The organism is Micromonospora parastrephiae (assembly GCF_016802865.1).
GTDB lineage: Bacteria > Actinomycetota > Actinomycetes > Mycobacteriales > Micromonosporaceae > Micromonospora > Micromonospora parastrephiae.
Window position 1 is genome coordinate 24,725 of the sequence record NZ_JAEVHM010000009.1, and the last position, 23,282, is coordinate 48,006.

Genomic DNA, 23,282 nt, shown 5'->3' on the forward strand with positions numbered 1-23,282 from the left:
CGCGCCGACCCTCCCTCACCGCCTGGCGCGCCTGCGATAGTCGAGGGCGACGGCAATCAGCAGCGGGCCCCAGGCGAGCAGGGGAACGTAGTACCGCAAGATCTCCCAGCCCGGCCGATCGTGCACGACTGCGTCCTGCGCCGCGGTCGGACTCCAACCCCGGTCGACGAAATGGAACGCCTGGTTCAGGAGGAAGTAGGCGCAGATGGCCACGAGCAGCAGGCCGCCACCGATCGCCAGCCGTGTCACCAGAAGAGGCGGAATCGGCCTGCCGCCCAGCCAGCGCGGAAGACGCTGGCCCCACTTGTGCACGAGCCCGAGCGTCAGGATGGCGAGGGCCATGGACAGCACGGACAGGAAGGTCAGATACCAGCCGACCGAGCTGCCCGGGGCCGCGGTCAGCCGCCAGATGGCTGACGGGAGAACGCAGAGCGGCACGGCGTAGGCAGCGGCGAACGCCCACCGGGACGGGTCGGCGTGGGTAGGGCTCATGGTCGCCTCCAATCGTCGGATGCCCATCACCCTTCCGGCCGCACGCACGACCGGCCTCCCCCCGCGGAACCAGCTGCCTCCCTCGCTCGGGGGGCCGTCAGCCGCAGAAACCAGTCACTCCGGAACAGAAGCCCCGGTTCGTCTACTCCCCCTGTTCACGGCATGACCGCCAACCCCGGAGCGGGAGGCTGCACGCACGGAACGGCCTGTCCGGCAGAAATGACGGGGCACGGCGTGGGTATGCCGGACACGCGGCCAGCCGTCGGCGGGACGCGGGCGAATACGGATGGACAAGGCCGAGGTGATGTCATGGCAAGGAACTGGCTGGCCAGCCTGACGAACGGGGTCGTGGCCGGCGCCGCCGGCACGCTCGCCCGCGAACTGTTCAGCAATCTCGACGTCGGTGTGCGGGCTCGCCCGATGAGTGACACGCACGAGCGTGCCGTACAGCGAATGGCGGATCTGGCGCACGTGAACCTGGGACCGGCAGACCGGGCGGCGAACCGGCGTGCCGGGTTTGGGCCGGTGTTCGGGTTCGTCAACGGAGTGTTGGCCGTGTCGCTCTTCGCGACGCTCACCGCGCGGTGGCGGCCACCGCTGCCGGTGGCGGCCGGGGTGATCGGGATCGGCGGCATGCTGGTGGCCGACGGGTCGATGACCGCCCTCGGGGTGACCGACCCGCGCCGCTGGGGCGCCGAGGGCTGGCGCGAGGATGCCCTGCCGTACGTCGCGTATGGCCTGGCCGCTGCCACGACGCTGAAGCGGCTGGACCGGCACGGCTGACCCAGCCAGCACAGGTACCCGTACACCGGAGGCCCGGATGGCTCCTACGCTCAGTGGCCGTCGATGGCGGAGGCGATCCTGGCCGGGGCGTTCAGGGGCGCGAGTTGATCCTCGCCCAGTCCGTACCGCTGGGCGAGGTACCCGGGGTCCTGCCAGGTGATCAGGGAGCCGGGCTGGCCGTCGTCCCGCACCATGAGTCGCATCGGCAGGTCGATGGCGATCTCGGGACGGGCCTGCATGAGCGGAGTGCCCGCCTGCGGGTTTCCAAAGATGATTACCTGCGTGTCGGGCATACTCAGCCCGACCTTGCGAGCGGCCGCCGCATGGTCGACCACCGCGGCCACCGCGGCGCCCATACGTTCCGCCTCGGCCCGCAGCGCGGAGATCGTCTCTCCGACATCGTGGGCGCTCCGCCTGGTCACCAATCCGTCGTTCACGGCCGACCCCCGCTCACCGTGTCGCTGGGCGAATCCATCCCATCTTGTCGGCAACCGAGGCCCGCCCGGGGAGGTTTGCCGTAAACCGCCGCCGTACTCCCCTCAGCGCCGGAGCTTCTCGCGGAGTCAGGCCCGGTCGGGGTTCACCACAGCCTTGGCACGCCACGCGACTTCGACTACGAACCGCCAGCGCGGGGGAACACCAGTAACGACCTCAACTCCGATGGATATCTCAACGGCTTCATCGGTGGTTGCGTCGGGACGATCGTCAGACGGCCGTGCGCGACCACTGCTGGTTGGCGCCGGTGTTGCACGGATACTGCTTCAGGATCACGCCGTCCGCGGTCGATGCGGAGGGTACGTCCACGCATTTGCCGCTGTGTCGTGCCCGCAGCTGGAAGTAGCTGCCGTTGGCGGCCATCTGGAACTGCTGGTTGGTGCCGGTGCCACAGGTGTACTGGACAAGTTCGGCACCGTCGGCGGTTGAAGCGCTCACCACGTCAAGGCACTTCCCGCTGTGCCGGCTGATGATGCGCCAGTAGCCGCTGCCGGCATCCTGGAACTGCCACTGCTGCCACGCGTTGCCGCCGTACGTGTACTGGCCGACGCGCGCACCGTTGTCGGTGTTCGGTGATTGGACGTCCATGGCCTTGCCGCTGTGACGCACGTTGATCCTGTACACCGTTCCCGTGCCTGGCGGCGGCGTCGTGGGGCCCCCTCCGACGGTGTCGCCCCACCCGTACCGGATCCGGTCGGCGCCGGAGGTGTTGCGGACGGTCAGGTTGAGGTTGGTGCCGCTGCCGCTGAGGGAGAACATCGAGTACCAGTCGTAACCAATGTTGCCGGGCTTGCCGCCGAGGGCGGGCCAGTAGGTGCCGCCCATTCGGTTGTCGCGCATGACCTGGGCCATGGCGCGGATGTGGCGCACGAAGTTGTCGGTGCTGCTCGCGTCGGCGTAGTTGAGGCCGTTGTCCATGGGCGCGCCGAACTCGGTCGCGACCGCACGGGAGGCGCAGTTTCCAAGGCGGGTCTGAATGTGACTTCGGAAGGCGTCGTAGGTCATCGCGCCGTAGAAGAAGGCGTAGTGGTGGAAGGAGAGCAGCGTCGAGTTGAAGCGGGCGTCGTTGCAGATGTCCCGCAGGTCCTGGCTGAAACCGGTGCCGCCGATGAGCACCCGGCCGGGCACCGCCGAGTAGTGGTAGTTGAGCCAGTCCGCCGCGACGTTACGCCACTCCGCGGAGCTGTAACCGTGCGGCTCGTTCATCGGCTCGAAGTAGACGTTGCTGTTCGAGCCGTACGTGTTGGTCACCGTGGACCACATCGTGTTCCACGCGGCGAGGTTCGTGATCCTGCCGCCGGAGGCGGCGCCGTCCTCCCAATAGGCGAGGATGACCTTGAAGCCGCGTTCGGTGGCGGCGTCGATGGCGCCCCGGTACGCCTCCCACCACGTCGTCCCCACCGTGTGGGTGTTGATGGGCAGCCGGACGGTGTTGACGCCCATGGTGGAAGCCATGTCGTCGTAGATCGCATTGGCCTTGGCCCGTACCGTCGCGTTACTGTCGGACGAGCTGAGCCCCTGCACGACAAGCGGGCCGGTGCTGAAGTTGTCACCCAACACCGCCCAGTTCATGCCGCGGAACTGGTTGGTGTCGGCGGTGGCTGGCGATGACGTGACCGCGACCACGCCAACCATCGCCGCCAAGGCGGCCACCAGGGCGATCGACATCCGGCGCAGGTTTCTCCGCGCTGGTCCTGATACGTGACCGTTGGACGACGTGCTCCGTGTCATGACATGTCCAATCACTAGGTCTCGGCTCTCCGGGTTCGACACGTCCAGGACATTCGGTTTCGAACAACCCTTGAACGTCGTATGGATCAGCGCGGTTCGCCCGAGGTCTCTCCGGCTTCCAGACCAGGACGGACAGCAGGGGCCGGTTTCAGCTGGTCACGCGGAAGGTGGCGTCGGCACGGCTCTGTTCGTCGGTGACCGGATCGAGCCGGAGCAGGTAGTCGAAGTGCCGGATGTAGCGGTCCGGGTGGCTGTAGGACTGGAACGACGCCCACGAGGAGCTGGCGAGGCCGGCGACCTGCCGGAAGGTGGCGTCGGCGGCGAAGGTGGTGGTGCCGTCGTTGGCTTCCAGCCGGAAGTCGAACCCGTAGTGGCGCAGGTAGTGGCCCGGGTAGTTGACCGACTGGATGGAGACCGTGCCGGAGCCGACCAGGCCGGGCACCAGCCGCCATTGGCCGTCCTGCGCGGGGCTGACATTCGGGTCGATGCGGGCGTCGTAATCGGCGTGCCGCACGTACCGGTCCTGGAAGTTGTACGACTGGATCCGGTTGACCGGGGTGGCGGGCCAGCGGGCGAGCACCCGGTTCTGTTCGGCGGCGGTCAGGTTGAGGATCGAACCGTGCCGCTTCTTGGTGCCGCCCAGGGCGTACGAGCCGGATGCCGGGAGCCGGAAGCCGCCCGGGCTCGACGGGTTGGTGGTCAGGACGGGCAGGTACCCGCGCCCGGTGGAGTACTGGTCAAGGTAGAGGACCCACTCGTTGCGGGTGTTGAACTTCATCCACATCGGACCTTCGACCTGGGCGCCCGTCAGCCCGATGCCGGACAGGTTTCCGAGATTCGTCCAGGTGCCGAGGATGGAGTTGCTGCCTTCGAGGGTGATCTGTCCGTCCCGGGACGCCCGGACGTAGCGGTAGGCGCCGACGCCGGCCGGCACCTCGACGATCTGGGTGTCGATGATCTCCTGGCTGCCGGGCCGGCTGATGTAGACCTGCGGTGTGGTGATGCTGCGGAAGTTTGCCGTGCGCGCGTAGTAGATGCGGTGCTTGGTCGCTCCGTTGAGCGGGACGTTCGTCGCCCAGTAGAGGACGTAGTCGCCGGTGGTCGGGTTCCAGATCGCCTCGGGAGCCCAGGCATTGCGTCCGTCCGGGATCGCGCCGGCGACGTTCAGCAGCCACGGCGCCGACCAGTTGACCAGGTCGGTGGACTCCCACACGACAAGGTTGCGACTGCCGTTGTTGATCGCTGTCGACCAGTCCTGGCCGCAGCCGATGCACAGGTCGGTGGCGATGATCCAGTACCGGTCGCCGCCGGGCGACCGGACCAGGGCGGGGTCACGGACCCCGCGGGTGCCGACCGTGGACCGCAGCACGAGCCCACCGTTGTTCAGGTCGGTCCAACGCAGGCCGTCGGTGCTGTGAGCGAGGTAGATCTGCTGATCGGTCGACGACTCGCCGGTGAAGTGCGCCATCAGGTAGCCGACGGTCGGGTCGAGGGCGGCCGCCTCCTTCGGCGTCGCCGCCGACCAGGTGGTGAACAGCAGGCACGCGGCGACCGTGACCGCGCAGAGCCGGGCGAGGACTCTCGACATGGGGTCTTCCTCCTTCGCGCAGGGGCATCCGAGTCAGCTAGAGGGTCGGTACGACGGGGCGGATGGTGCCGTCGGCGTTGAACTCCATCCGGTCGATGGTGGTCTCGCGGTTGGTGTCGTTGCCGGCCGGCACGGCGAACCGGTGGTAGGCGATGTACCAGGTGTCGCTGCCGGGTGCGCGGACCACGGAGTGGTGGCCGGTGCCCTTGATGCCAACCTCAAGGCGCTTCTGCAGCACCACGCCACGCCTGCTCCACGGCCCGAGGGGCGATGGGCCGGTGGCGTACGAGACCCGGTAGTCCTCACTGCGCGTGTCGTTCTCCGACCACATGAAGTAGTACAGGCCGTTGCGCTTGAACACGAACGGCGCCTCGTTGTAGCCCGACGGCGTGACGACCCGCGCCTGCGCCGCGTCGAAGGAGACCATGTCGGTGTTCAGCCGCACCGCCCGCGCGACGCCCTGCCCCCAGTACAGGTAGGACTGTCCGTCGTCGTCGCTGAACACCATCGGGTCGATCGTCTGCCCGCCGGAGAACTGGTCGCCGCGGATGAGCGGCCTCCCCAGCGCGTCACGGAACGGCCCGGTGGGGCTGTCCGCCACCGCCACGCCCAACTGCTTGGCGGTGTTGCCGCTGGCCGCACCGCCGCTGAAGTACAGGTAGTAGCGGCCGTTGGCGCTGGCCACCGCCGGCGCCCAGGCCGAGTGGTCCGCCCAGGACACGTCCGGACCGTGGTCGAGGATCACGCCGTGGTCGGTCCAGTTGACCAGGTCGGTGGAGGAGAACGCCTTGTAGTAGGTGCCGGCCCAGCTCGCGTAGCCGTCGGTGGTCGGGTACAGGTAATAGCGGCCGTTGAACACGGCGATGTGCGGGTCGGCGAAGAGGCCCGGGATCACCGGACCTTTGGCGGTCCTGGGTGCCCAGGGCGCGACGAGGCGGAAGGAGCTGTCGGCTCGGAACGCGGCCGTGTCCTGGTAGGTGTCGATCCAGAGCGCGAAGTCACGGTGCCGGATCCGCCGGTTCGGATAGTTGTACGAGGCGAGCGCCACCGATCCGACGACTGACCCGTCCACCGCGCAGAAGGTGGCGTCGGCCCGGAACGTGGCGTCGCCGGTGTTGGGGTCGACCCGGAGCCGGTAGTCGCGGTGCCGCAGGAACATGCCCGTCCTGGTCTGGAACGAGTAGCAGGTCGGGGACGCCAGACCGTTGACCACGGTGAAGGTGGCATCCAGCTTGGTCTGGTTGGCGCTGCTGGAGGTCACCGGATCGAGCTGACCGAGATAGTCGACGTGCCGCACGTACCGTCCGGCTTGGTTGACCGACTCCAGCGAACGGGCGCCGGTCGGCAGCGTGGCGGCATGCGCCGGACCGTCGGCGACCACCACGAAGGCGGCGGCGGCCACGGCGGAAAGCACGAGGAGTGAACGTAGACGCATCGTCGATGCTCCATGTTAGCGTTAACATGATTGAACCAGGCGCGGCTCGGGTTTTCGAGGTCTCGGGCGATGGGTGACAAGCCGCACGGACAACGCCGGCGACTACAGACACCATGTGTTCGGTTCGTTAAATTCGCGTTGCGGACAAGTGTTAGCGATCGCATCGACGGGTGTCAAGGAATCGAAGGCGCTCGTTGGATCCCACCACCACGGCCAGCAGTCCGTACGCACCGGTGCTGCGCTGGCGCGTACCACCCGGTTCAGCACCGGACCCGCTTCGCGACGCCAGGTGTCGGCGCGCCACCAGCGCCTGGCGGGGGGTGGGCCGAGCGCGTCGTCAAGCTTGACGATCAGCACGTCCCGCACCCCCGACGACGCCCGGATGCTCCGGCTCGGCCGGGGCCGGCCTACGGTGTGACCGCGGCCGGCCCGGGTTCAGCTCAGCTCGACCGTACCGATGACCCGGGTCGGGGCGGCGGAGCCGCCGACGGGCTCGTTCGACACCCCGAACGTGCCCGCCTCGGCGACCGGACCGATGACCGTGGTCGACGCCCTGACCCCCTCGGCGAGTTGCCCCACCTTGCGGGGCTCGCTGCCACGGATGAGCCATAGCTCGTAGATCCGCCCGGGGCCGGCCTCGGGCAGGTCGCGCAGCAGCACCACACCGCGGTCGCGGTCGCGTGAGACCACGACGGTCGCGGCGCCGCCGGGCTGCAGCGACCGCTCGAACACGCGGGCGTCCGGGGCGTCCAGTACGGCGGCGATCTGCCGGGCCTGGGCGCTGCTGTCCTGCTCGTCGCTGATCCGGTCGTTGCTGACGGTCCAGGTGACCGCGCTCGCGCCACCGGCCACGAGGATCGCTGCGGCGGCGGCCACGCTGAGCTGTCGCCACCCGCGTGCCTGCCGTCTGTCGCTCGCACCTCTGGCGCCGACCCGCAGCTGCGGCGTGTGCGCCACCTGGGCCAGGGTCCGCTCCCGTAGCCCCGGTGGTGTGGCCTCGACGATGGCGTCGTCGGCGAGCCGGGACACCGTCTCCCGCAGCTCGGCCACCTCCCGGCGGCACGGCTCGCAGTCGGCCAGGTGCCGCTCGAACGCCGCCCCCTCCACGTCGTCGACCGCGTTGAGGACGTACGCACCGGCGAGGGTGTGAATGTCGGCGCTCATACCCGCCCCTCCAGCTCGATGCCCAGGCAGTCCCGCATCCGGATCAGCCCGTCGCGCATCCGCGTCTTCACCGTCGGCAGCGGCGCCTCCAGCTTCTCCGCGACCTCACGGTAGGTGTGGCCGCCGTAGTAGGCCAAGGTCACCGCCTCGCGCTGGACCGGCGTCAGCCGGCCCAGGCACCGGCGGACCTGCTCCCGCTCCAACCGGGCGGCCACGTCCTCGACCACCTCGTCGTAGGGGACGTGCGTCTCCGTCGCGGCGAACTGCCGCGCACGGTCTCTGTGGGCCTGCTCGGAGCGCACCCGGTCCACCGCCCGACGGTGCGCCATGGTCAGGATCCACGCCGAGGCCGAGCCGCGTCCGGCGTCGAAGCGGCCGGCGGTGCGCCACACCTCGACCATCACCTCCTGCGTCACCTCCTCCGCCTGCGCCGGATCGCGCACCACCCGACGGGCCAGCCCGAGGACCCTTCCCACCATGACGTCGTACAGCGCCGCGAACGCCGCCTCGTCACCACGCGCCACCCCGCAGAGCAGCTCGTCGGCGGTCGGCGGGCCCGCGGCGTCCTGCGGCACCGACCGTAACCGTCGCGCCCGTTCCGGTTCACCGCTCATACTCGGCAGGTCCTTCCCTGTGCTGGCGACGCGTCGACGGGCCACCGGAGGCGGACGGCGCTCACGCGGGATGAGCGTGAGCGAGGCGCGCGTAGACGATGACGTTGTCGCGGTAGTGCTGCGTGGCCTCGTCGAACTCACCGCCGCAGGTGATCAGGCGTAGCGCGGCGTGGTCGGTCGGTCCGTAGACCTCGTCGGTGGGAAAGCGGTCCTTGGGATACTGCTCGACCTTCGTGACGGTAAACATCGCCGTGCTGCCGTCCCGCCGGTCCACCATGATTCCGGCGCCAACGGCCAGCTTGCCCAGGTCGAAGAACGTCCCCCTTCGCCCCTTCCAGTTGACATGGCCGGCCAGCACGGCCGGGCCCAGAGCGCCGGGCACCGGCGCCTTGGTGAACCAGCCCACCTCGGTGGCGTTGTCCGGCACCTGCATCGCACCGTCCGCCCGCAGGCCGAGGGCGACGACTGCCGCGGTGGCCTTCAGCGACGGGATCGACACCCGAGCCGGCGGGGAGCTGGCCATCAGCGGTCCCGAGGTCAACTCACCCGGCTTGGTCGCCGGGACAGGCGACGCGTCCGCGGCCGGTGCCGCGGCGGAGGCGTCGGGTCGGGGCGGGTCCCCACCCCGACCGGCGACGGCGAAGCCGATCGTCACGGTCGCCGTCACGGTGAGGATGCCGGCCACCGCCAGGAGCGCGAAGCGCCCCTGCCGGTGGCCGGCCGGCACAGGTACGTCGCCGGTGTCCATCGAACGATCCCTCAGCGCTCGCCGGCGAGCCGGCGACGCACGACGACCGCACCGGCGGCGCCGAGCAGCGCGAGGCCACCCACGGACCACATCATCATCGGCGATCCACCGGACGTGCTGCCATCACCGGTGGCAACTCCCCCGGCGGGTACGGAGCCGGCGGCCGCGCCGGTGACCATGCCGCAGGTGGCAGGGTCGGTGGCCTCGGCGGGAATGCCGTTGACGCCGATGGACTTGGCGAACGTCGACTCCCCGAGCGCCTCCATGTCGTACTTGTCGTTCTTGTTCGCGTCGATGCCGTGCTGCACCAGGTGCAGGTCCTTCAGGTGCTCGATCGTGCCCTCGGGCAGCTCGGCGGCCTGGATGGTGCGCTCGTAGCTGAGGTTGCCCTGCGCGTCGGCCTTCGGCATCCGGTCCACCGCCAGCCCGCTGGCCTTGGTGGTGTCGCCGGTGGTGGTCAGCGAGATGAAGATGTCCCCGTACATCGGCAGACCCTCTTCGGTGCTGACGAAGCCGTTGCCGTTCGCGTCGGCCGACTTGTCGGGGCAGTGGAAGTCCATGCCGTTGGCCGCGCCGTGCACGTGCTGAGCGTGCGGCGAGTTGGGCGTCATCCCCTTCGACCGGATCATGACCTTCAGGTCACCGCCGCTCGTCGCGGTCAGCGTCGCGGTCCCGGTGGCGCCGGTCCCGTTGAGGTCCTGCAACTGGACCTGCACACTTTCGTCGGCGTGCGCCACGCCGGGGAACGCCAGGACCAGCGCCGCCGCTGGCACAGCGAGCAGTGCTCGGTAAGGTCTCACAACAGATCTCCGTCTCCGCCGGTACGGCGTTGATGCTCAGGTGCTGTCGGGAGGGATTCGTCGCTCGGCGTACGCCGGATTGGTGTCGGACCGGATTCTTTTTCGGCCCGGGCGGCGAGCCACTCATTCTGCTGCGGCCTGGAGCGGGGACAGCAGCCCCACCGGGCTCCCGTGGCTGTGCATGCGACAACGTTCACCCAGGTGGAGGGGCACTTGGTCCCGAGGTGCGGGTGGTGGAAGATAGGTGAATGCGTGTGCGGAACCGCAACAACGTGGTGTTGGCCGGTCGTCCGGATGGGCCGACCGTCGTGTTCGCGCACGGCTTCGGCTGCGATCAGCACATGTGGCGCCACGTGGCTGCCGAGATCGGGCAATGGGCCCAGGTGGTGTTGTTCGACCACGTGGGATCGGGCAAGGCTGATCCGACGGCCTGGAACGCCGACCGCTACGCCTCCCTGGACAGCTACGCCGATGATGTGCTGAGCATCTGCCAGGACCTCGACCTTCAGCAGCCGATCTTCGTCGGGCACTCGGTCAGTTCGAGCATCGGGGTGCTCGCGGCGAACCGCGAACCGGACCGCTTCGCCGCGCTTGTCCTGGTCACCCCGTCACCGTGCTACATCGATGACGAAGACTACCGAGGCGGTTTCACCCGCGACGACATCGACGACCTGCTCGACTCACTCGACAGCAACTACCTCGGTTGGTCGTCGAGCATGGCACCTCTGATCATGGGCAATCCCGATCGGCCGGAGCTGGGTGACGAGCTGACGGCAAGCTTCTGCCGGACGGACCCCGCGATGGCGCAGGTGTTCGCCCGCGCCACGTTCCTGTCCGACAACCGCGCCGACCTCGCCGCGGTGAGCGTCCCCACCCTGATCCTGCAGTGTGCCCAGGACGCCATCGCGCCGCCTGAGGTCGGCGCGTTCGTGCACGCGCAGATCGCCGGCAGTCGGCTCGTCACCCTGGATGCCACCGGGCATTGCCCGCAGTTGAGCGCGCCGGAGGCCACGGCCGCGGCGATCACGTCGTTTATCAGGACCGCCTACCGATGACCGGCACTGCCGGGGCTGATCCTCACGGCCAAGGTCCGAGCGGTGACGGGAGTGCCCGGCCGAGCGAGGCCGGGTTCCCCGCGTTGCTTGAGGACAACCTCGAGGACCTGTACGAGAATTCGCCCTGCGGGAACCTGTCCACCCTCTTGGACGGCACCATTGCGAAGATCAACGGCACGCTGCTGGCATGGCTCGGCTACAGCCGTGAGGAACTCGTCGGGCTACGCCGCTTCAGTGACCTGCTCACCGGTGGGGGCCGGATCTACCACGAAACCCACTTCGCACCGATGCTGGCGATGCAGGGCGAGATCCGAGGTGTCTCCCTCGAACTCCGCAGCAAGGACGGCTCCCGTATGCCGGTCCTCGTCACGTCTGTCGTCAAGGCCGGCAGCGAAGGTCAACCCCAACTCATCCGGACGGCCGTCTTCGACGCCAGGATGCGCCGCGCCTACGAACGGGAACTCCTCAACGCCCGCAAGGCAGCCGAACGCGAGGACGAACGGTTACGGCAACTCGTCAGCAAACTGCAACGAAGTCTCCTCCCCGCCGTGCTGCAAACCCCGCCCGGGCTGGAAAGCGCCGCGTACTACCGGGCGGCCTCCGCCGACGAGGTCGGCGGCGACTTCTACGACCTGTTCCCCCTCGACGACGACCGCTGGGGATTCTTTCTCGGCGATGTCAGCGGCAAAGGCGTCGAAGCGGCCGCCGTCACCGCCCTGGCCCGTTACACGTTGCGCGCCGCGGCCGTCTACGACCCGGACCCTGCCGCCGCGCTGCGCAACCTCAACACCGTGCTCTGGCAGGAATACCGGGAGGACGCGCGCTACTGCACGGTCGTGTTCGGCATCCTCACGCCCACACCGTCCGTCGGCGGGTTCACCGCGGTCATCGCCAGCGGCGGGCACCCCGAACCACTGCTGCTGCGGGCGGATGGCTCCGTCCACTACCAGCGCACGAGGGGCCGCATCGTGGGGGCCTTCCCGACCTCCCAGTACGCCAACACCACCGTCGTAGCGAACCCCGGCGACACACTGCTCCTCTACAGCGACGGACTCACCGAGGCCCGCCCCGCCAGCAGCGAGACCGCCGATGGCCGTTACGGAACGGCAGCCCTCGCCCGGTTCGCCACCCGACTCGCGCCCACCAACGCCGCCGACGCCGTCGCCGCGGTCACCGAGCTGCTCAGCACCTTCGGTGCCGGGCTCACCGACGACACCGCCGTCCTGGCCATCAGCGCCCCACCCAGCCGACCCTAACCGCCACGCCACGACGGCAGGCCGGGGTTAATGACGTCGATACGCCAGTCGTTGCTGCGCATCAGGGAGCCGCTGCCCGGCGGGTACTCGAAGTCGCAGGGGCCGAGGAGAGTGAAGCCCAGGCGGTGGCAGAGAGCGTTGGAGGGAGCGTTGTCGACTGAGGGGAACGCGTGCAGGCTGTGCGGGGCATCGGGATGACGGGCAGCCTCGCGGACGATGGTGAGCAGGGCGGCACCGGCTGCGGTGGCAACGCCCCGGCCCTGGTAGGGCCGTAGGACGTTCCATCCGGTCTCGTAGATCTGCTGGCCCTGCCAGCCACGCCGGTGGTAGGCGATGCTGCCGACCATCTCCTCGCCGAGCAGGACGGCGAACATGCAGCCGCGGCCGGTTGCCGGCAGGGCGAGGTATCGGCGGTGCCGGGCGAGCAGCTTCTCCTCCGACTCGGGGCCGCCGACGTGTCGACGCATCTGCGGTGTGTTGATCCGGCGCAGGAGGTCGAGCGCGGATTCCGACCAGGGCTCAAGACGTACGTCCATGCCGGGCAGCCTGGCAGGGTACGGGATTGTCAAGCACCCTATTTCGCCGGAAGTCTGACCGAGAGGGTTCAACTCAACGGGGAGGCACGATGACGAAGCAGGCTGTCCGGGCGGCCCGGATGTTCGACGGCGAGCGGCTGGTGGATGGCGGGGTGCTGGTCCTGATGGACGACGGGCGCATCGCCGACGTGCACCGGGGTCGGGCCGACGCACCGGAAGGCTGGCCGGTGCGCGAGGAGCCGGACGGCACCCTGCTGCCCGGCATGGTCGACGCGCACGTGCACCTGTGCGCCGATGCCGGGCCCGACGCGCTCGGCCGGCTCGCCGAGCGTGCCGAGACGGACCTCGACGTGGTCATCGGGGCGTCACTGCGCGCGCACCTGGCGGCCGGCGTCACGACCGTCCGGGACCTGGGCGACCGCCGCGACGCCGTACTCCGATGGCGCAACCGGGAGGTGCGCGACGACCTGCCAACGGTGGTGGCGTCCGGCGCCCCGGTCACCAGCGTCGGCGGGCATTGCTGCTCGCTGGGGGGCGAGGCGAGCGGTGTCGACGGGATCCGCGAGGCCGTGCGCCTGCGGGCGGCGGCCGGTGCCGACCTGGTGAAGGTCATGGCCAGCGGCGGGGCGTTCACCCCCGGCACCGACACCACCCGGCCGCAGTTCACCGACCAGGAGCTGACCGCCGCGCTGACCCGGGCGCACGATCTGGGCCTGCCGGTGACCGCGCACGCGCACGCCCTCAGCGCGGTCGAGCAGGCGCTGCGCGTCGGTGTCGACGGCATCGAGCACTGCACGTGCGTGACCGCGACCGGCGCCCACGTCCCCGACGAGCTCGCGGACCGCCTGGCAGCGTCCGGGGTGGCGGTTTGTGCCACGCTCGGCACCGACCCTGCCGTGGTCACACCGCCGGAGGTGGTGGCGATGGCGGCGCGGGCCGGGCTCAGCGAGGCCACGCTGCGCGAGGGCGCCGCCGCCCTGCACCGCGCCGGGGTCCGCCTGGTGGCCGGTTCGGACGCGGGCCTCGGCCCCGCGAAGCCGCACGGGATCCTGCCGGAGACGCTCGTCGAGTACGTCGCGTGCGGCATCTCCGCCACCGCTGCCCTCGCCGCGGCCACCTCGGTCGGCGCCGAGGTGTGTGGGCTGGGGCGGCGCAAGGGCCGCGTCAGCCCCGGATTCGACGCCGACCTGTTGGTCGTGGACGGTGACCCGACGAGCGACATCACGGTACTGCGCCGCCCGCTCGCCGTGTACCGCGCGGGCGAGCCGGTGAGCCGGTGATCTCGTAGGCGCGTCGGCGGTTTCTCGCACGGTGTCGGCAGCCGGGCCTTCCTCGAACGGCTCGTCCGTCGAGGAGGGACCCGGCGGGTGGTCGGCCGGGCATCCGGCCTGCTCGTCGGCGCCCGCCCCTGGCGGACTACCCTCGCCGGTATGTCCGACTCCCGCCTGCTGCGCATCGGTACCCGCAACTCACCGATGGCCCTCGCTCAAGCCGAGCGGGTACGCGCGATGCTCGTCGACCGGCACCCCGACGTCACCGTGGAAGTGATGTCGATGTCGACCAGCGGGGACCGGTGGCACGGTGACCTTGCCGCCCTGGGCGGTAAGGGGGCGTTCACCAAGGAGGTGGACGCCGCCCTGGTCGCCGGAGACGTGGACCTGGCGGTGCACTGCGTCAAGGACGTCCCCGGGGACCGGCCGGCCCCAGCCGGCACGGTGATGGCCGCCTACCTGGCCCGTGACGACGTCCGGGACTGCCTCGTGCATCCGGGTGGGCTACGGATCGAGCAGCTGCCCGCCGGTACCCGGATCGGCACCTCCGCGGTCCGACGGGTCGCGCAGCTGGCCCTGCACTGGCCGAACCTGGTGCCGGTGGCCATCCGGGGCAACGCGAACAGCCGGCTCGCCAAGCTCGACGCCGGCGACAGGTACGACGCGCTGCTGCTCGCGGTCTCCGGGCTGACGCGGATCGGGCAGACTGCCCGGATCACTCACCCTGTCGACGTCGACACGATGGTCCCGGCCGTCGGCTCCGGCACCTTGGTCCTGCAATGCCGGGAAGACGACACCAGCACCCGTGACCTGGCAGCCAGCCTCAGCGACCCGCGGGCCCGGCAGGAGACCGCCGCCGAACGGACCATGCTGCACATCCTGCAGGGCAACTGCCACTCCCCCATCGCCGCGCTCGCACGCACCGAGCCCGGTGGGCGCCTCGGCCTCCGGGCGAGGGTGATCAGCCTCGACGGTAAGACAGTGCTCGACGTGCACGAGTGGGCTGCGGACCCGATCACCCTCGGGACCTCCGTCGCCGCAGCCCTGCTCCGGCAGGGTGCCCGTGACCTCCTCGACCTGTCTCCCCACGGGGTGGCCTGACCGACCGCCGGGCCGCAGCCGCACACGGAGCTCGCCGGCCGTGGCACGAACGCCTGTCGTCGACAGGGGCGAAGCATCGACCGGCACGCGCACCGCGGCCAGCCCGATCACGGGGGCCGCGGCACGGTGCCGCCGTGTCGATCGTCAGTAGTTGACGTATGCGGTGACGGCGAGGTGGTCGGAGTACTCGCCTGCGGTCGTCGTCGGGGTGACGGTCGCGACGTTGCTGAAGCCGTTGCCGCTCTTGACCAGCAGGAAGTCGATCCGCCGGCTGTTGAGAGTGTCGTACGCGGCGGAGCAGTTGCGGCTGCCGCACTTCTCCGCGATCGGGTCGCGGTACCCGTAGCTCCTGCCGTCCTCCCACCAACCCGCGTCGTCGGGCTCGGCGTTGGCGTCACCCGCGACGATCTTGAGGTCGCCGCCGAGCCGGCCCATGGCCTCGTCGGCCTCCTTGATGTTCTCATCGGCGCACTTGGGGCCGTACCAGGTGTTGGTCGGCCAGTGGATCGAGGCCACCGACACGTCCTGGTTGGCGACGTTGTCGTGCAACCGGACGGCGATGTTGTGAACCCGGTCCTGGCTGCTCCTGGTGGGTTCGAGGTTCAGACACCCGCCGGTACCAGCGTCGTAGTCCTCCGGAGCGTCGGAGCGCCAGCGGGTGGCGGTGTCGTAGGTGAACCGGTCCGAGCGGTAGATGACCGCGTTGGTCTGCTGGTTCTTCATCTTGCCGCAGGTGCTGGTGTAGCCCATCGAGCCGGGGTCCGCGATCGCGATCTGGCCGGCGTACGTGCCGGGCAGCTCGTCGGAGAGTCGTTGGGTCAGGGTGTTGAGCTGCGTCTGGTTGGAGATCTGCTGCACGGTGAGGATGTCCGGGCTCAGCGGCCGGCCCTTGAGGTAGGTGATCAGCCGGTCCCAGATGTAGCCGTCGGCGCAGGAGCTCGGCAGCCAGTTCTCGATGTTGTTGTTGTAGACCACCAGGTAGCTCGGGGAGCTGTTGACGGCCGCCGAGGCGGCGGTAGCGCTGGCGGCGCCGACCGCCGCGGTCATGAGAGCCGTGGTCAGCACGGCGACGACGCCGCGCAGGACACGGCTGGTACGAATGGACAACTCTCCTCCTGGCTCCACTGAACGTCGGCATCGAGCCGCCCGGGATGTCGACAACCTTCGAAGTGCTCGCAACATCGTGACAGAAAGCTTCATCAGTGGAAAGGTCTACCGTCGCCGTTGGACGACGACGCGGAACTTGTCGAGAAGGATGTGTACGGCGTCAGACAGGTGCACGTCGGTGGACTTGGGTCACGCCTCCTCGCGAGCCACGCCTGCCGGCGCCAGAACGACGTCGAACCGCACCCGTGACCACGCGCGGTCTTCCAGGTCACGGCCATCGGGCGTGGGGGAACCGGCCGGCCGGGGCTCGAAATCCGTCACCAGCGACTCCCGTACGCCGAACACGCTGTCGCGGTCCAGCAACTCGTCCCCGCGGACGAAGATGTGCGTCACGAGGGTTCTGAATCCCTCCCCCTGAACCATGAGATGCAGGTGCGCCGCCCGCATCGGCGACCGTCCGGTGGCGGCCAGCAGCCGGCCGACCGGGCCGTCGTGCGGAATCGGGTACGGCGTCGGGACGACCCCCCAGAAGCGGTAGTTCCCGCCCACGTCGCTGTACAGGTGCCCACGGGCGGCGATCCGGTCGTCGCCGTACTGGACGTCGTAGAAGCCGTCCTCGTCGGCCTCCCAGACTTCGATGCGCGCATGCGGCACCGGGTTGCCGTCCGTGTCGGTGACCCTGCCCTCGACCCAGCATGGCCGCCCGGGCGCTCCGGCCGCGATGTCCCCGCCGAGCTCGATCTTCGGCGAGCCTTCGACGAAGAACGGGCCGACCACCGTCGCCTCGGTGGCGTTGCCGTGAGCCTCGTTGTTGACGGTGATGGTCTGCATCGAGGCGCCCAGGACGTCAGAGAGCAGGATGAACTCCTGACGCCGATCGTCGGTGATGTGCCCGGCCGCGGTGAGAAAGGCGATGGCACGCCGCCACTCCTGCTCGGTCAGCCGCACCTCCCGCAGGAAGGCGTGCAGGTGCCGGGTCAGCGCCTGCATCAGCTCTCTGAGCCGCTCATCCGGGGCGTCGTCAAACGACGCGACCACCCTTTCGACGAGCTGTGACTCGCGGCTCCGCTGCTCCAGGGTCATACCGGCTCCCCGCCGTCCCATGCTCGGCGTGGCAGGCCCTTGAGGCTCTCGCGAGTGACCGGCATCGGGTGTCGGGCGGCACGGCCGCTGGAGGCACCGGCGATCAGTACGACGGACATCGAATGCTGCTCCTCCGATGGTTGCTGATGACCGCGGGTGGTCAGAAGACGATGACGTTGCGGCCGCGCGCGGTACCCGACGCCATGGCCGCCAGGGTGGTCGGTGCCTGGTCGAGGGCGATGCGGTTGATCTCGGGGAGGATCCCGTGCACGGCTGAGAAGGCCAGGGTGTCGCGGAGGTCGTGCGGCGACCCGGACGGGTTGGCCATCACGTGCAGTCGGTTGAGGACCATCGGCTGACTGGGCAGGCTCAGCGGGGTGTTGTCGTAGCCGCAGAGCACCAGCGTGCCGTCTGGGGCGAGCCCGCCGAACGCGGCCGCCGCGGCGGCGGTGGTGGGCGCGGCGTTGAGGATCACGTTCGCTCCGCCGTCCCAGTCCTTCAGCGCCGCGGCGGGGTCCTGCTCGCTGGACACGATGAACCGCTCCGCGCCGAGCGACAGCACCTGCTCCTCGACGCGACGGGAGTGACCGAGGACCGCGACGCGAGCGCCCATCGCGGTGGCGTAACGGATCGCCAGCGCTCCGATGCCGCCGGAGCCGATGACGGCCACCCGTGACTCCGGGCGGGTCCCGGCCTGCCGTAGGCCGTTGAACGCCGTGATACCCGCGCACATCAGCGGTGCCGCCGCGACCGGGTCCAGTCCGGCCGGCAGCGGAGTCACGAAACCTGCCTTCAACACCGCGTACTCGGCGTACCCGCCGTCCATGACGACGCCGGTGATCCGCTTTGCCGGGCAGAGGATCTGGTCACCGCGTACGCAGTAGTCGCAGTGCCCGCACGAGTCGCCCAGGAACTGCGCTCCCACCGCCGTACCCACCGTCGGGAAGGTGACCTGCTCCCCGACCGCCTCGACGACACCGGTGATCTCGTGACCCGGCACCACCGGGAAACGAGCGAACGGAAAATGGCCGCGGAGCAGGTTCAGGTCGGTGAAACACACCCCACAGGCGGTCATCCGGACCAGGACCTCGCCGGGTCCGGGGGTGGGCACGTCCCGTTCGACGAGCGACAACGGGGCGTCGACCCCGGTGGCGACAGCAGCGTGCATGGTTGATTACTCCTTCTGATTCGGTCGATCGACCGCCCCCGTCGAGCGGTCGACTTCGGGCGGCGGCGGTGCCGGCCGGGAGCGGAAACGCCCCCGGCCGCCACCGTGCGCCGCCCCTCAGGCCATCACCTGGCGAGGAAGGCGAGCAGCGCTCTGTTGACCTCGTCGGCGTGGGTCCAGAGCAGGCCGTGGGGCGCCCCGTCGATCTCGACGTAGTCGGCGCTGGGAAGCGCCTTGTGGAACGGACGCGCGGTGGCGTCGATCGGCAGGATGCGGTCGCCGGTGCCGTGCAGGATCAGGGCCGGTACATCGATCGTACGGATGTCGTCCCGGAAGTCGGTGAACCAGGTCATCGGGGCGGCGGCGGCCGCGTACCAGCCGCCGCTGGCGGCGGAGGCCCAGCTGTTCCGGACGGCCTCCTCGCTGATCCTGCTGCCCAGGTTCTCGTCGAGGTTGTAGAAGTCGGCGTAGAAGGCCGTGTAGTACGCGTAACGGTCCTTGCGCACCTGCTCCGAGACGCCCTCGAAGAACTCCCGCGGCGCGGCGCCGGTCGGGTTGTCGTCGGTCTTGAGCAGGAACGGCTCCAGCGAGGCGAGGAAAGCAGCCTTCGCGACCCGCGACGATCCGTAGCGGCCCAGGTACCGGGCGACCTCGCCGGTGCCCATGGAGAAGCCGACCAGTACGGCGTCGGTGAGATCGAGCGTCTCCATGAGGACGTTCAGATCCGCGGCGAAGGTGTCGTAGTCGTACCCGAGGGTGGTCTGGCTGGACTGGCCGAAGCCACGGCGGTCGTAGGTGACGACCCGGTAACCGGCGCGGAGCAGCTCGGCCGACTGCTTCTCCCACGAGTGCCCGCTGAGCGGGAAACCGTGGATCAGGACGACCGGCTGACCCGTGCCGTGGTCCTCGTAGTACAGCTCGATCGCCGTGCTGTTCTCTTCGCCCACTGTGATGTGCGGCATGTGCGTTCCCTCTCCCTGAGCGATCCGTCGCCGTTGAATGCGCCGCGGGCGTCGGTGGCAGGTGCCGGCGGAGCGCCGTTGCTCCCCGGCCGCGCTCGTCGGTCGGCGCGCTCTGCGGTGATCAGAGACTCCGGCACCGACGCCCGGGGGCGCATCAGTCACATGACTGGGCGACCGTCCATGAGTTGGCACGGTGATCTCCGGACCGACGGTCTCGCCTTTGGTGCTCCGGCAACGACCGCTGGCCGCCCACGTCCTCCTCGGCGGCCTGCACCCATCGAGGCCAGTCATCCGCCACGTCATGTGACCGGTCACTCGGCGAGCCGGCGGAGACAGTCTGGATCACGCAAGGTGCAGAGGTTTCGGCACCCGCGTGACAGCGGTGCCCGGAGTAGTGGAACGGAGAACGACATGCTTCACCCTCGGGCCGGCCGGGGTGTGTCCTGGGCACGTAGGGACAACTACCGCTCCACAGACTTCACGGCTCCCCGCACGGAATCCTCCGTGCGCAGCGAGACCTTCATCGCGGCGACGCCGGAACGGGTGTACGCACACCTGGTCGACGTTCCGCAGTGGCCCGACTGGGTTCCCGAGGTACGACGGGCGCACGCCCCGAGCGGGATCCGGCTGGGCGCGACGTTCGAGGTCGAGATGTACGGCGTCCGTCTGGAGGCCGTGGTGTCCGAGTACGAGCTCAACACCCGGTTCGGTTGGATCGGCTCCTCGCCGGACATGAGCATCTACCACGCGTGGACCCTCGTCACGGTCCCGCCAGGCACCCAGGTGATCGCGAGGAAGGTCGAGCGCGAACTGACGACGGTGGTGGTGGGCGACTCCCAGGTGGAGGAGCTCTACTACGCCCACCAGGAAACGCTGCTGCGACTGACGCGGCTGGCGGAAGCCAGCGAATCGCCGGCGTGAGGCCCGGCGCCGGGTACGCCATGGAACATCGTCCGGCCACTACGGTTCGGGTGCCTCTTCGGTCTCCCCGGCCGCGCCCTCGTCCAGCGCCGCGAGCGCGTCGCGGAGCGCGGCCCGGGAGGCGATGCCCAGTTTGGGGAAGATCTGGTACAGATGCGTACCGACTGTCCGGTGCGAGAGGTACAGCTTCAGGCCGATCTGCTTGTTCGTCAGACCGGAAGCGGCCAGTTCCGCGATCTCCCGTTCCTGAGGGGTGAGCACGGCGGAGCTCAGATCGTTTCTCGGCCTGGCGAGGCCGGTGGCGCGCAACTCGTTGCTCGCCCGTTCGATCCACGGCCGGGCGTCCAGCCGCTCGAAGGTGGCCAGGGCTGTCCGGAGTTGGGCCCGGGACTTCGCCGTGGCTCTGGTGCGGCGCAACCGCTCCCCGTACGCCAGACGCACCCGGGCCAGATCGAACGGCCAGCGCTCGATGTCGGGCAGCGCCAACGCCGTCTCGAAGAGCTTCTCGGCACGATCATCCGGGGCGGCGAAGGCTGACGCACCGGCGCTGAGCAGCGCGAGCCGCGGCGACAACGAGCCCACCTCCGCCTCCCGGAGGCAGGCGGCGTGCGCCGCGGCCTCGCGGAACCGGTTGGTACGGACCGCCGCCTCCACCAGGTCCAGGCAGCCCCACAGGGCGTGCGGCACGTACGGCGCGAGCGTGCCCGCGGTACTGAGCAGCACCGAGTGCTGGTACGCGCTCTCGAAGTCACCTCGCGCCAGGTCGTTGAGGCCCCGCACGTGGTAGGCGTAGGACTCCGCCGCTCGCGCGCCGCGGGGTACCGCGAAGCGCAGGATGCGATCGGTCAAGGCATCGCTGGCGTCGGCGTCTCCCCGCGCGGCGGCGAGCAGCGCCTGGATGTACTGGAAGTACCAGCCGAAGAACCGGAACCCGTGCTCGTCGCACAGCCGGATGCCCTCGGCCGCGAGTTCCGCGGCCTCGTCCCACCGCCCGCTGTGGTAGTCGTCCATGCAGAGGTGCAACAGCACGCCGAGGTGACGGCGAGCAGGCGCTGCGCCCTCCCGGCCGAGGCGGACAACTCGCCAGTCGGCCTCTCGACAGCCCCAGAGCCGGTCCAGGTAGATGGCGGCGATGCCGATGCGGACGATCTCCGTAGGGTTGACCTCGGCGCCCGTTCCGGCGACGAGCGCGTCGAGGCGGTCGACCACCGCCTGCCCCATACGTGCCGGGTCGGCGAAGGTGGCGGCCGCCACCGTGAGCAGCTCGGGCGCTTTGGGCGTCAGCCGGTTGAGCGCGGCGAAGAACGGCTCCCAGCTGGCCGGCTCACCTGTGAAGAAGCAGAGCAGCAGAAGCGTGTGCAACACGTCGATCAGGGCCTCGTTGTCGGCGTCGTAGCCGTGACCACCCGCCTCAATGGCGCCGACCAGCAGTCGGTGCGCGGTCCAGACGTCGCCGTCGCTGTTGAGCAACAGGTGCACGGCGGCGGCCGTGGCGTACAACGAGCCGCCTGGGCTGGCCCGACGAGCGTCGTCCAACAGCTGCGAGGCGTTGGTGAGTTCACCGCCGGCGTCGGCGCCGATGTAGGCGGCCTGCGCCAGTCGTCGACCGCGCTCCACGGGATCCGGTGTCAGGTCGCCGGAACGGGTCAACGACGCGACGGCGCCCACGGCGTCGCCGCGGCGCAGGATCTGGTGCGCGGCCTGCTCCAGCAACGCGGCGACCCGCTCGTCCGGCCCGACCGCCGCCTCGCCGAGGTGCCATGCCCTGCGCTCCGGCTGCCCGACGAGTGTCCGGGCGAGGGCATGGTGCGCCCAGCGCAGTTCAGCACTGGTGGCCACCTCGACGACCGCCGACTCGATCAGGGGGTGCCGGAAGACGAAGCGATGTGTGCTGCTGTCGACATGCACCAGCTGGTCACGCTCGGCCGCTTCGAGATCATCGAGGTCGTGGTCACTCGCCGCCTCGAGGAGCACACCGAGTTCGCCCGTACCGTTCAACGCGCCGAGCAGCAGCAGCCGTCGGCATGCCTCGGGCAGCTGGGACACCCGCGTCACGAAGAGGGCCTGCAGCCGTCGGGTCAACGGCAGGACGGCCGGCAGGGTGGCCGCTGCGAGACGTTGCGACCCGCTCAACGCGGAGGGCAGTTCCAGGATGGCGAGCGGATTCCCGCGAGCCTCCGAGAGCAACCGTCGCCGCACCGCCGGGGTGAGTTCGGGAAAACGCTGGTTGATCAGTTCGCTGGCGGCGTCCGGCCGCAGGGGCTGCACTTCGAGTTCGGGGATTCCGCTCTGCTCGAAGAAGCTCGCGGTGTGCGACCGGGTCGCGGCCAGGAAGCCCACGCTGGTGCCCACCAGCCGGCGCGCGACGAACCCGAGTACGGCCGAACTGGACCGGTCGAGCCACGGGAGGTCGTCGACGATGAGCAGCAGCGGCCGGGCGGTGGCCATGGAGCGGAGCAGGAGCAGCACCGCGTTGGACACCAGCAACCGGCCGGGCGGCTGGCCGCTGCCGAACCCGAGCGCCACCTGGAGCGCCGCACAGTGCACGGGCGGAAGTTCGGAGAAGGCGTCGTAGAGCGGAAACAGCAGTTGGTTCAAGCCGGAGTAGCTGATGTCCGCCTCGAACTCCACCCCGGCCGCCCGCAGCACGCGCATTCCGGTCTCCGTGGCGGACTCCGCGACCGCGTCGAGCAGCGCCGTCTTGCCCGCCCCGGGTTCTCCGGACACCAGCATCGACCCGCCGTTGACCATCGCCTGGCGCAGGAATCTGCGGGCCACCGCGAGTTCTTCGTCACGGCCGATCAACGACCACTTCGACACTTCGGAGCGATCCATGCCGGGCACCTCCTGGCCGCGCTCGTGGGAAGATCCGCCGGCGGCGCCGGTACGGCCGCAACGCGGGGGACGCGCCGATCGGGCGGCGGCGAGTCCCCTCGGGGCGGACCAGGGCCGGTCTCCCGGGATGGGAAACC

General features: G+C 69.8%; 22 protein-coding genes. 6 read left to right on the plus strand and 16 right to left on the minus strand.

What is annotated here, in order from left to right; all coding sequences use genetic code 11:
- Window positions 1-15 precede the first annotated feature (15 nt).
- A complete protein-coding gene (locus JNW91_RS03990; RefSeq protein ID WP_203173583.1) occupies window positions 16-492 on the minus strand; it encodes a hypothetical protein in 477 nt (158 codons plus the stop codon).
- Between the two features lie 309 nt (window positions 493-801).
- Between JNW91_RS03990 and JNW91_RS03995 the strand changes: the two genes are divergently transcribed.
- Complete coding sequence (locus tag JNW91_RS03995) at window positions 802-1,275, plus strand: hypothetical protein (RefSeq protein WP_203173584.1); 474 nt, start codon at window positions 802-804, stop codon at window positions 1,273-1,275.
- 50 nt (window positions 1,276-1,325) lie between these two features.
- On the opposite strand, the gene JNW91_RS04000 is transcribed toward JNW91_RS03995, so the two are convergent.
- The 9 genes from JNW91_RS04000 to JNW91_RS04040 form a co-directional block, all read right to left on the minus strand.
- Window positions 1,326-1,697, minus strand: a complete 372-nt coding sequence (locus JNW91_RS04000) for a DUF302 domain-containing protein (protein WP_203173585.1) — start codon at window positions 1,695-1,697, stop codon at window positions 1,326-1,328.
- Between the two features lie 283 nt (window positions 1,698-1,980).
- The gene (locus JNW91_RS04005; RefSeq protein ID WP_238424326.1) at window positions 1,981-3,438 is read right to left on the minus strand and encodes an RICIN domain-containing protein; all 1,458 of its coding nucleotides are present in this window, start codon (window positions 3,436-3,438) and stop codon (window positions 1,981-1,983) included.
- Between the two features lie 211 nt (window positions 3,439-3,649).
- Entirely contained in the window at window positions 3,650-5,089 is a 1,440-nt protein-coding gene (locus JNW91_RS04010; RefSeq protein WP_203173587.1) for a glycoside hydrolase family 43 protein, read from the minus strand.
- Between the two features lie 37 nt (window positions 5,090-5,126).
- Complete coding sequence (locus JNW91_RS04015; protein ID WP_203173588.1) at window positions 5,127-6,503, minus strand: family 43 glycosylhydrolase; 1,377 nt, start codon at window positions 6,501-6,503, stop codon at window positions 5,127-5,129.
- Window positions 6,504-6,626: 123 nt separating this feature from the next.
- Window positions 6,627-6,881, minus strand: a complete 255-nt coding sequence (locus JNW91_RS04020; RefSeq protein WP_203173589.1) for a hypothetical protein — start codon at window positions 6,879-6,881, stop codon at window positions 6,627-6,629.
- 78 nt (window positions 6,882-6,959) lie between these two features.
- Window positions 6,960-7,688 (minus strand): anti-sigma factor, encoded by a 729-nt coding sequence (locus JNW91_RS04025; protein WP_203173622.1) that lies wholly within the window; start codon window positions 7,686-7,688, stop codon window positions 6,960-6,962.
- The gene (gene sigK / locus JNW91_RS04030) at window positions 7,685-8,302 is read right to left on the minus strand and encodes an ECF RNA polymerase sigma factor SigK (protein ID WP_203173590.1); all 618 of its coding nucleotides are present in this window, start codon (window positions 8,300-8,302) and stop codon (window positions 7,685-7,687) included. The genes JNW91_RS04025 and sigK overlap by 4 nt, the downstream gene beginning before the upstream one ends.
- Window positions 8,303-8,363: 61 nt before the next feature.
- Window positions 8,364-9,050 (minus strand): class F sortase, encoded by a 687-nt coding sequence (locus JNW91_RS04035; protein ID WP_203173591.1) that lies wholly within the window; start codon window positions 9,048-9,050, stop codon window positions 8,364-8,366.
- Between the two features lie 11 nt (window positions 9,051-9,061).
- The gene (locus JNW91_RS04040) at window positions 9,062-9,850 is read right to left on the minus strand and encodes a hypothetical protein (protein ID WP_203173592.1); all 789 of its coding nucleotides are present in this window, start codon (window positions 9,848-9,850) and stop codon (window positions 9,062-9,064) included.
- A 248-nt stretch (window positions 9,851-10,098) separates the two neighbouring features.
- Here JNW91_RS04040 and JNW91_RS04045 point away from each other — a divergent pair, with 248 nt between their 5' ends.
- Entirely contained in the window at window positions 10,099-10,905 is an 807-nt protein-coding gene (locus JNW91_RS04045) for an alpha/beta fold hydrolase (protein WP_203173593.1), read from the plus strand.
- An 83-nt stretch (window positions 10,906-10,988) separates the two neighbouring features.
- Window positions 10,989-12,161, plus strand: coding sequence for a SpoIIE family protein phosphatase (locus JNW91_RS04050; protein ID WP_238424328.1), 1,173 nt, complete (start codon window positions 10,989-10,991; stop codon window positions 12,159-12,161).
- Here the strand turns inward: JNW91_RS04050 and JNW91_RS04055 are convergent.
- On the minus strand, window positions 12,158-12,697 hold the full coding sequence (locus tag JNW91_RS04055) for a GNAT family N-acetyltransferase (protein ID WP_203173595.1): 540 nt from the start codon (window positions 12,695-12,697) through the stop codon (window positions 12,158-12,160). The genes JNW91_RS04050 and JNW91_RS04055 overlap by 4 nt on opposite strands.
- An 89-nt stretch (window positions 12,698-12,786) precedes the next feature.
- Between JNW91_RS04055 and JNW91_RS04060 the strand changes: the two genes are divergently transcribed.
- Window positions 12,787-13,977: an amidohydrolase family protein gene (locus JNW91_RS04060; protein WP_203173596.1), complete on the plus strand. Its 1,191-nt coding sequence runs from the start codon at window positions 12,787-12,789 to the stop codon at window positions 13,975-13,977.
- 150 nt (window positions 13,978-14,127) lie between these two features.
- Window positions 14,128-15,069, plus strand: coding sequence for a hydroxymethylbilane synthase (hemC, locus tag JNW91_RS04065; RefSeq protein WP_203173597.1), 942 nt, complete (start codon window positions 14,128-14,130; stop codon window positions 15,067-15,069).
- Between the two features lie 144 nt (window positions 15,070-15,213).
- Here the strand turns inward: hemC and JNW91_RS04070 are convergent, their stop codons facing one another.
- From JNW91_RS04070 to JNW91_RS04085, 4 genes are all read right to left on the minus strand, one after another.
- Complete coding sequence (locus JNW91_RS04070; protein ID WP_203173598.1) at window positions 15,214-16,176, minus strand: hypothetical protein; 963 nt, start codon at window positions 16,174-16,176, stop codon at window positions 15,214-15,216.
- Window positions 16,177-16,365: 189 nt separating this feature from the next.
- A complete protein-coding gene (locus JNW91_RS04075; RefSeq protein ID WP_203173599.1) occupies window positions 16,366-17,259 on the minus strand; it encodes a dioxygenase family protein in 894 nt (297 codons plus the stop codon).
- 160 nt (window positions 17,260-17,419) lie between these two features.
- A complete protein-coding gene (locus JNW91_RS04080) occupies window positions 17,420-18,427 on the minus strand; it encodes an alcohol dehydrogenase catalytic domain-containing protein (RefSeq protein ID WP_203173600.1) in 1,008 nt (335 codons plus the stop codon).
- 125 nt (window positions 18,428-18,552) lie between these two features.
- Entirely contained in the window at window positions 18,553-19,389 is an 837-nt protein-coding gene (locus JNW91_RS04085; RefSeq protein ID WP_203173601.1) for an alpha/beta fold hydrolase, read from the minus strand.
- A gap of 504 nt (window positions 19,390-19,893) precedes the next feature.
- On the opposite strand from JNW91_RS04085, the gene JNW91_RS04090 reads away from it, so the two are divergent.
- Window positions 19,894-20,310: an SRPBCC family protein gene (locus JNW91_RS04090; protein WP_203173602.1), complete on the plus strand. Its 417-nt coding sequence runs from the start codon at window positions 19,894-19,896 to the stop codon at window positions 20,308-20,310.
- Window positions 20,311-20,349: 39 nt separating this feature from the next.
- Here JNW91_RS04090 and JNW91_RS04095 read toward each other — a convergent pair whose 3' ends face one another.
- The gene (locus JNW91_RS04095; RefSeq protein WP_203173603.1) at window positions 20,350-23,145 is read right to left on the minus strand and encodes an ATP-binding protein; all 2,796 of its coding nucleotides are present in this window, start codon (window positions 23,143-23,145) and stop codon (window positions 20,350-20,352) included.
- Window positions 23,146-23,282 lie beyond the last annotated feature (137 nt).

What these genes read in the sequence shown, in the direction of transcription:
- JNW91_RS04060 (WP_203173596.1), top strand. Translation starts at nt 12,787, where the DNA reads ATGACGAAGCAGGCTGTCCGGGCGGCCCGGATGTTCGACGGCGAGCGG.
- JNW91_RS04045 (WP_203173593.1), top strand. Translation starts at nt 10,099, where the DNA reads ATGCGTGTGCGGAACCGCAACAACGTGGTGTTGGCCGGTCGTCCGGAT.
- JNW91_RS04085 (WP_203173601.1), bottom strand. Translation starts at nt 19,389, where the DNA reads ATGCCGCACATCACAGTGGGCGAAGAGAACAGCACGGCGATCGAGCTG.
- JNW91_RS04095 (WP_203173603.1), bottom strand. Translation starts at nt 23,145, where the DNA reads ATGGATCGCTCCGAAGTGTCGAAGTGGTCGTTGATCGGCCGTGACGAA.
- sigK (WP_203173590.1), bottom strand. Translation starts at nt 8,302, where the DNA reads ATGAGCGGTGAACCGGAACGGGCGCGACGGTTACGGTCGGTGCCGCAG.
- JNW91_RS03995 (WP_203173584.1), top strand. Translation starts at nt 802, where the DNA reads ATGGCAAGGAACTGGCTGGCCAGCCTGACGAACGGGGTCGTGGCCGGC.
- hemC (WP_203173597.1), top strand. Translation starts at nt 14,128, where the DNA reads ATGTCCGACTCCCGCCTGCTGCGCATCGGTACCCGCAACTCACCGATG.
- JNW91_RS04035 (WP_203173591.1), bottom strand. Translation starts at nt 9,050, where the DNA reads ATGGACACCGGCGACGTACCTGTGCCGGCCGGCCACCGGCAGGGGCGC.
- JNW91_RS04055 (WP_203173595.1), bottom strand. Translation starts at nt 12,697, where the DNA reads ATGGACGTACGTCTTGAGCCCTGGTCGGAATCCGCGCTCGACCTCCTG.
- JNW91_RS04010 (WP_203173587.1), bottom strand. Translation starts at nt 5,089, where the DNA reads ATGTCGAGAGTCCTCGCCCGGCTCTGCGCGGTCACGGTCGCCGCGTGC.
- JNW91_RS04025 (WP_203173622.1), bottom strand. Translation starts at nt 7,688, where the DNA reads ATGAGCGCCGACATTCACACCCTCGCCGGTGCGTACGTCCTCAACGCG.
- JNW91_RS04080 (WP_203173600.1), bottom strand. Translation starts at nt 18,427, where the DNA reads ATGCACGCTGCTGTCGCCACCGGGGTCGACGCCCCGTTGTCGCTCGTC.
- JNW91_RS04075 (WP_203173599.1), bottom strand. Translation starts at nt 17,259, where the DNA reads ATGACCCTGGAGCAGCGGAGCCGCGAGTCACAGCTCGTCGAAAGGGTG.
- JNW91_RS03990 (WP_203173583.1), bottom strand. Translation starts at nt 492, where the DNA reads ATGAGCCCTACCCACGCCGACCCGTCCCGGTGGGCGTTCGCCGCTGCC.
- JNW91_RS04005 (WP_238424326.1), bottom strand. Translation starts at nt 3,438, where the DNA reads ATGTCGATCGCCCTGGTGGCCGCCTTGGCGGCGATGGTTGGCGTGGTC.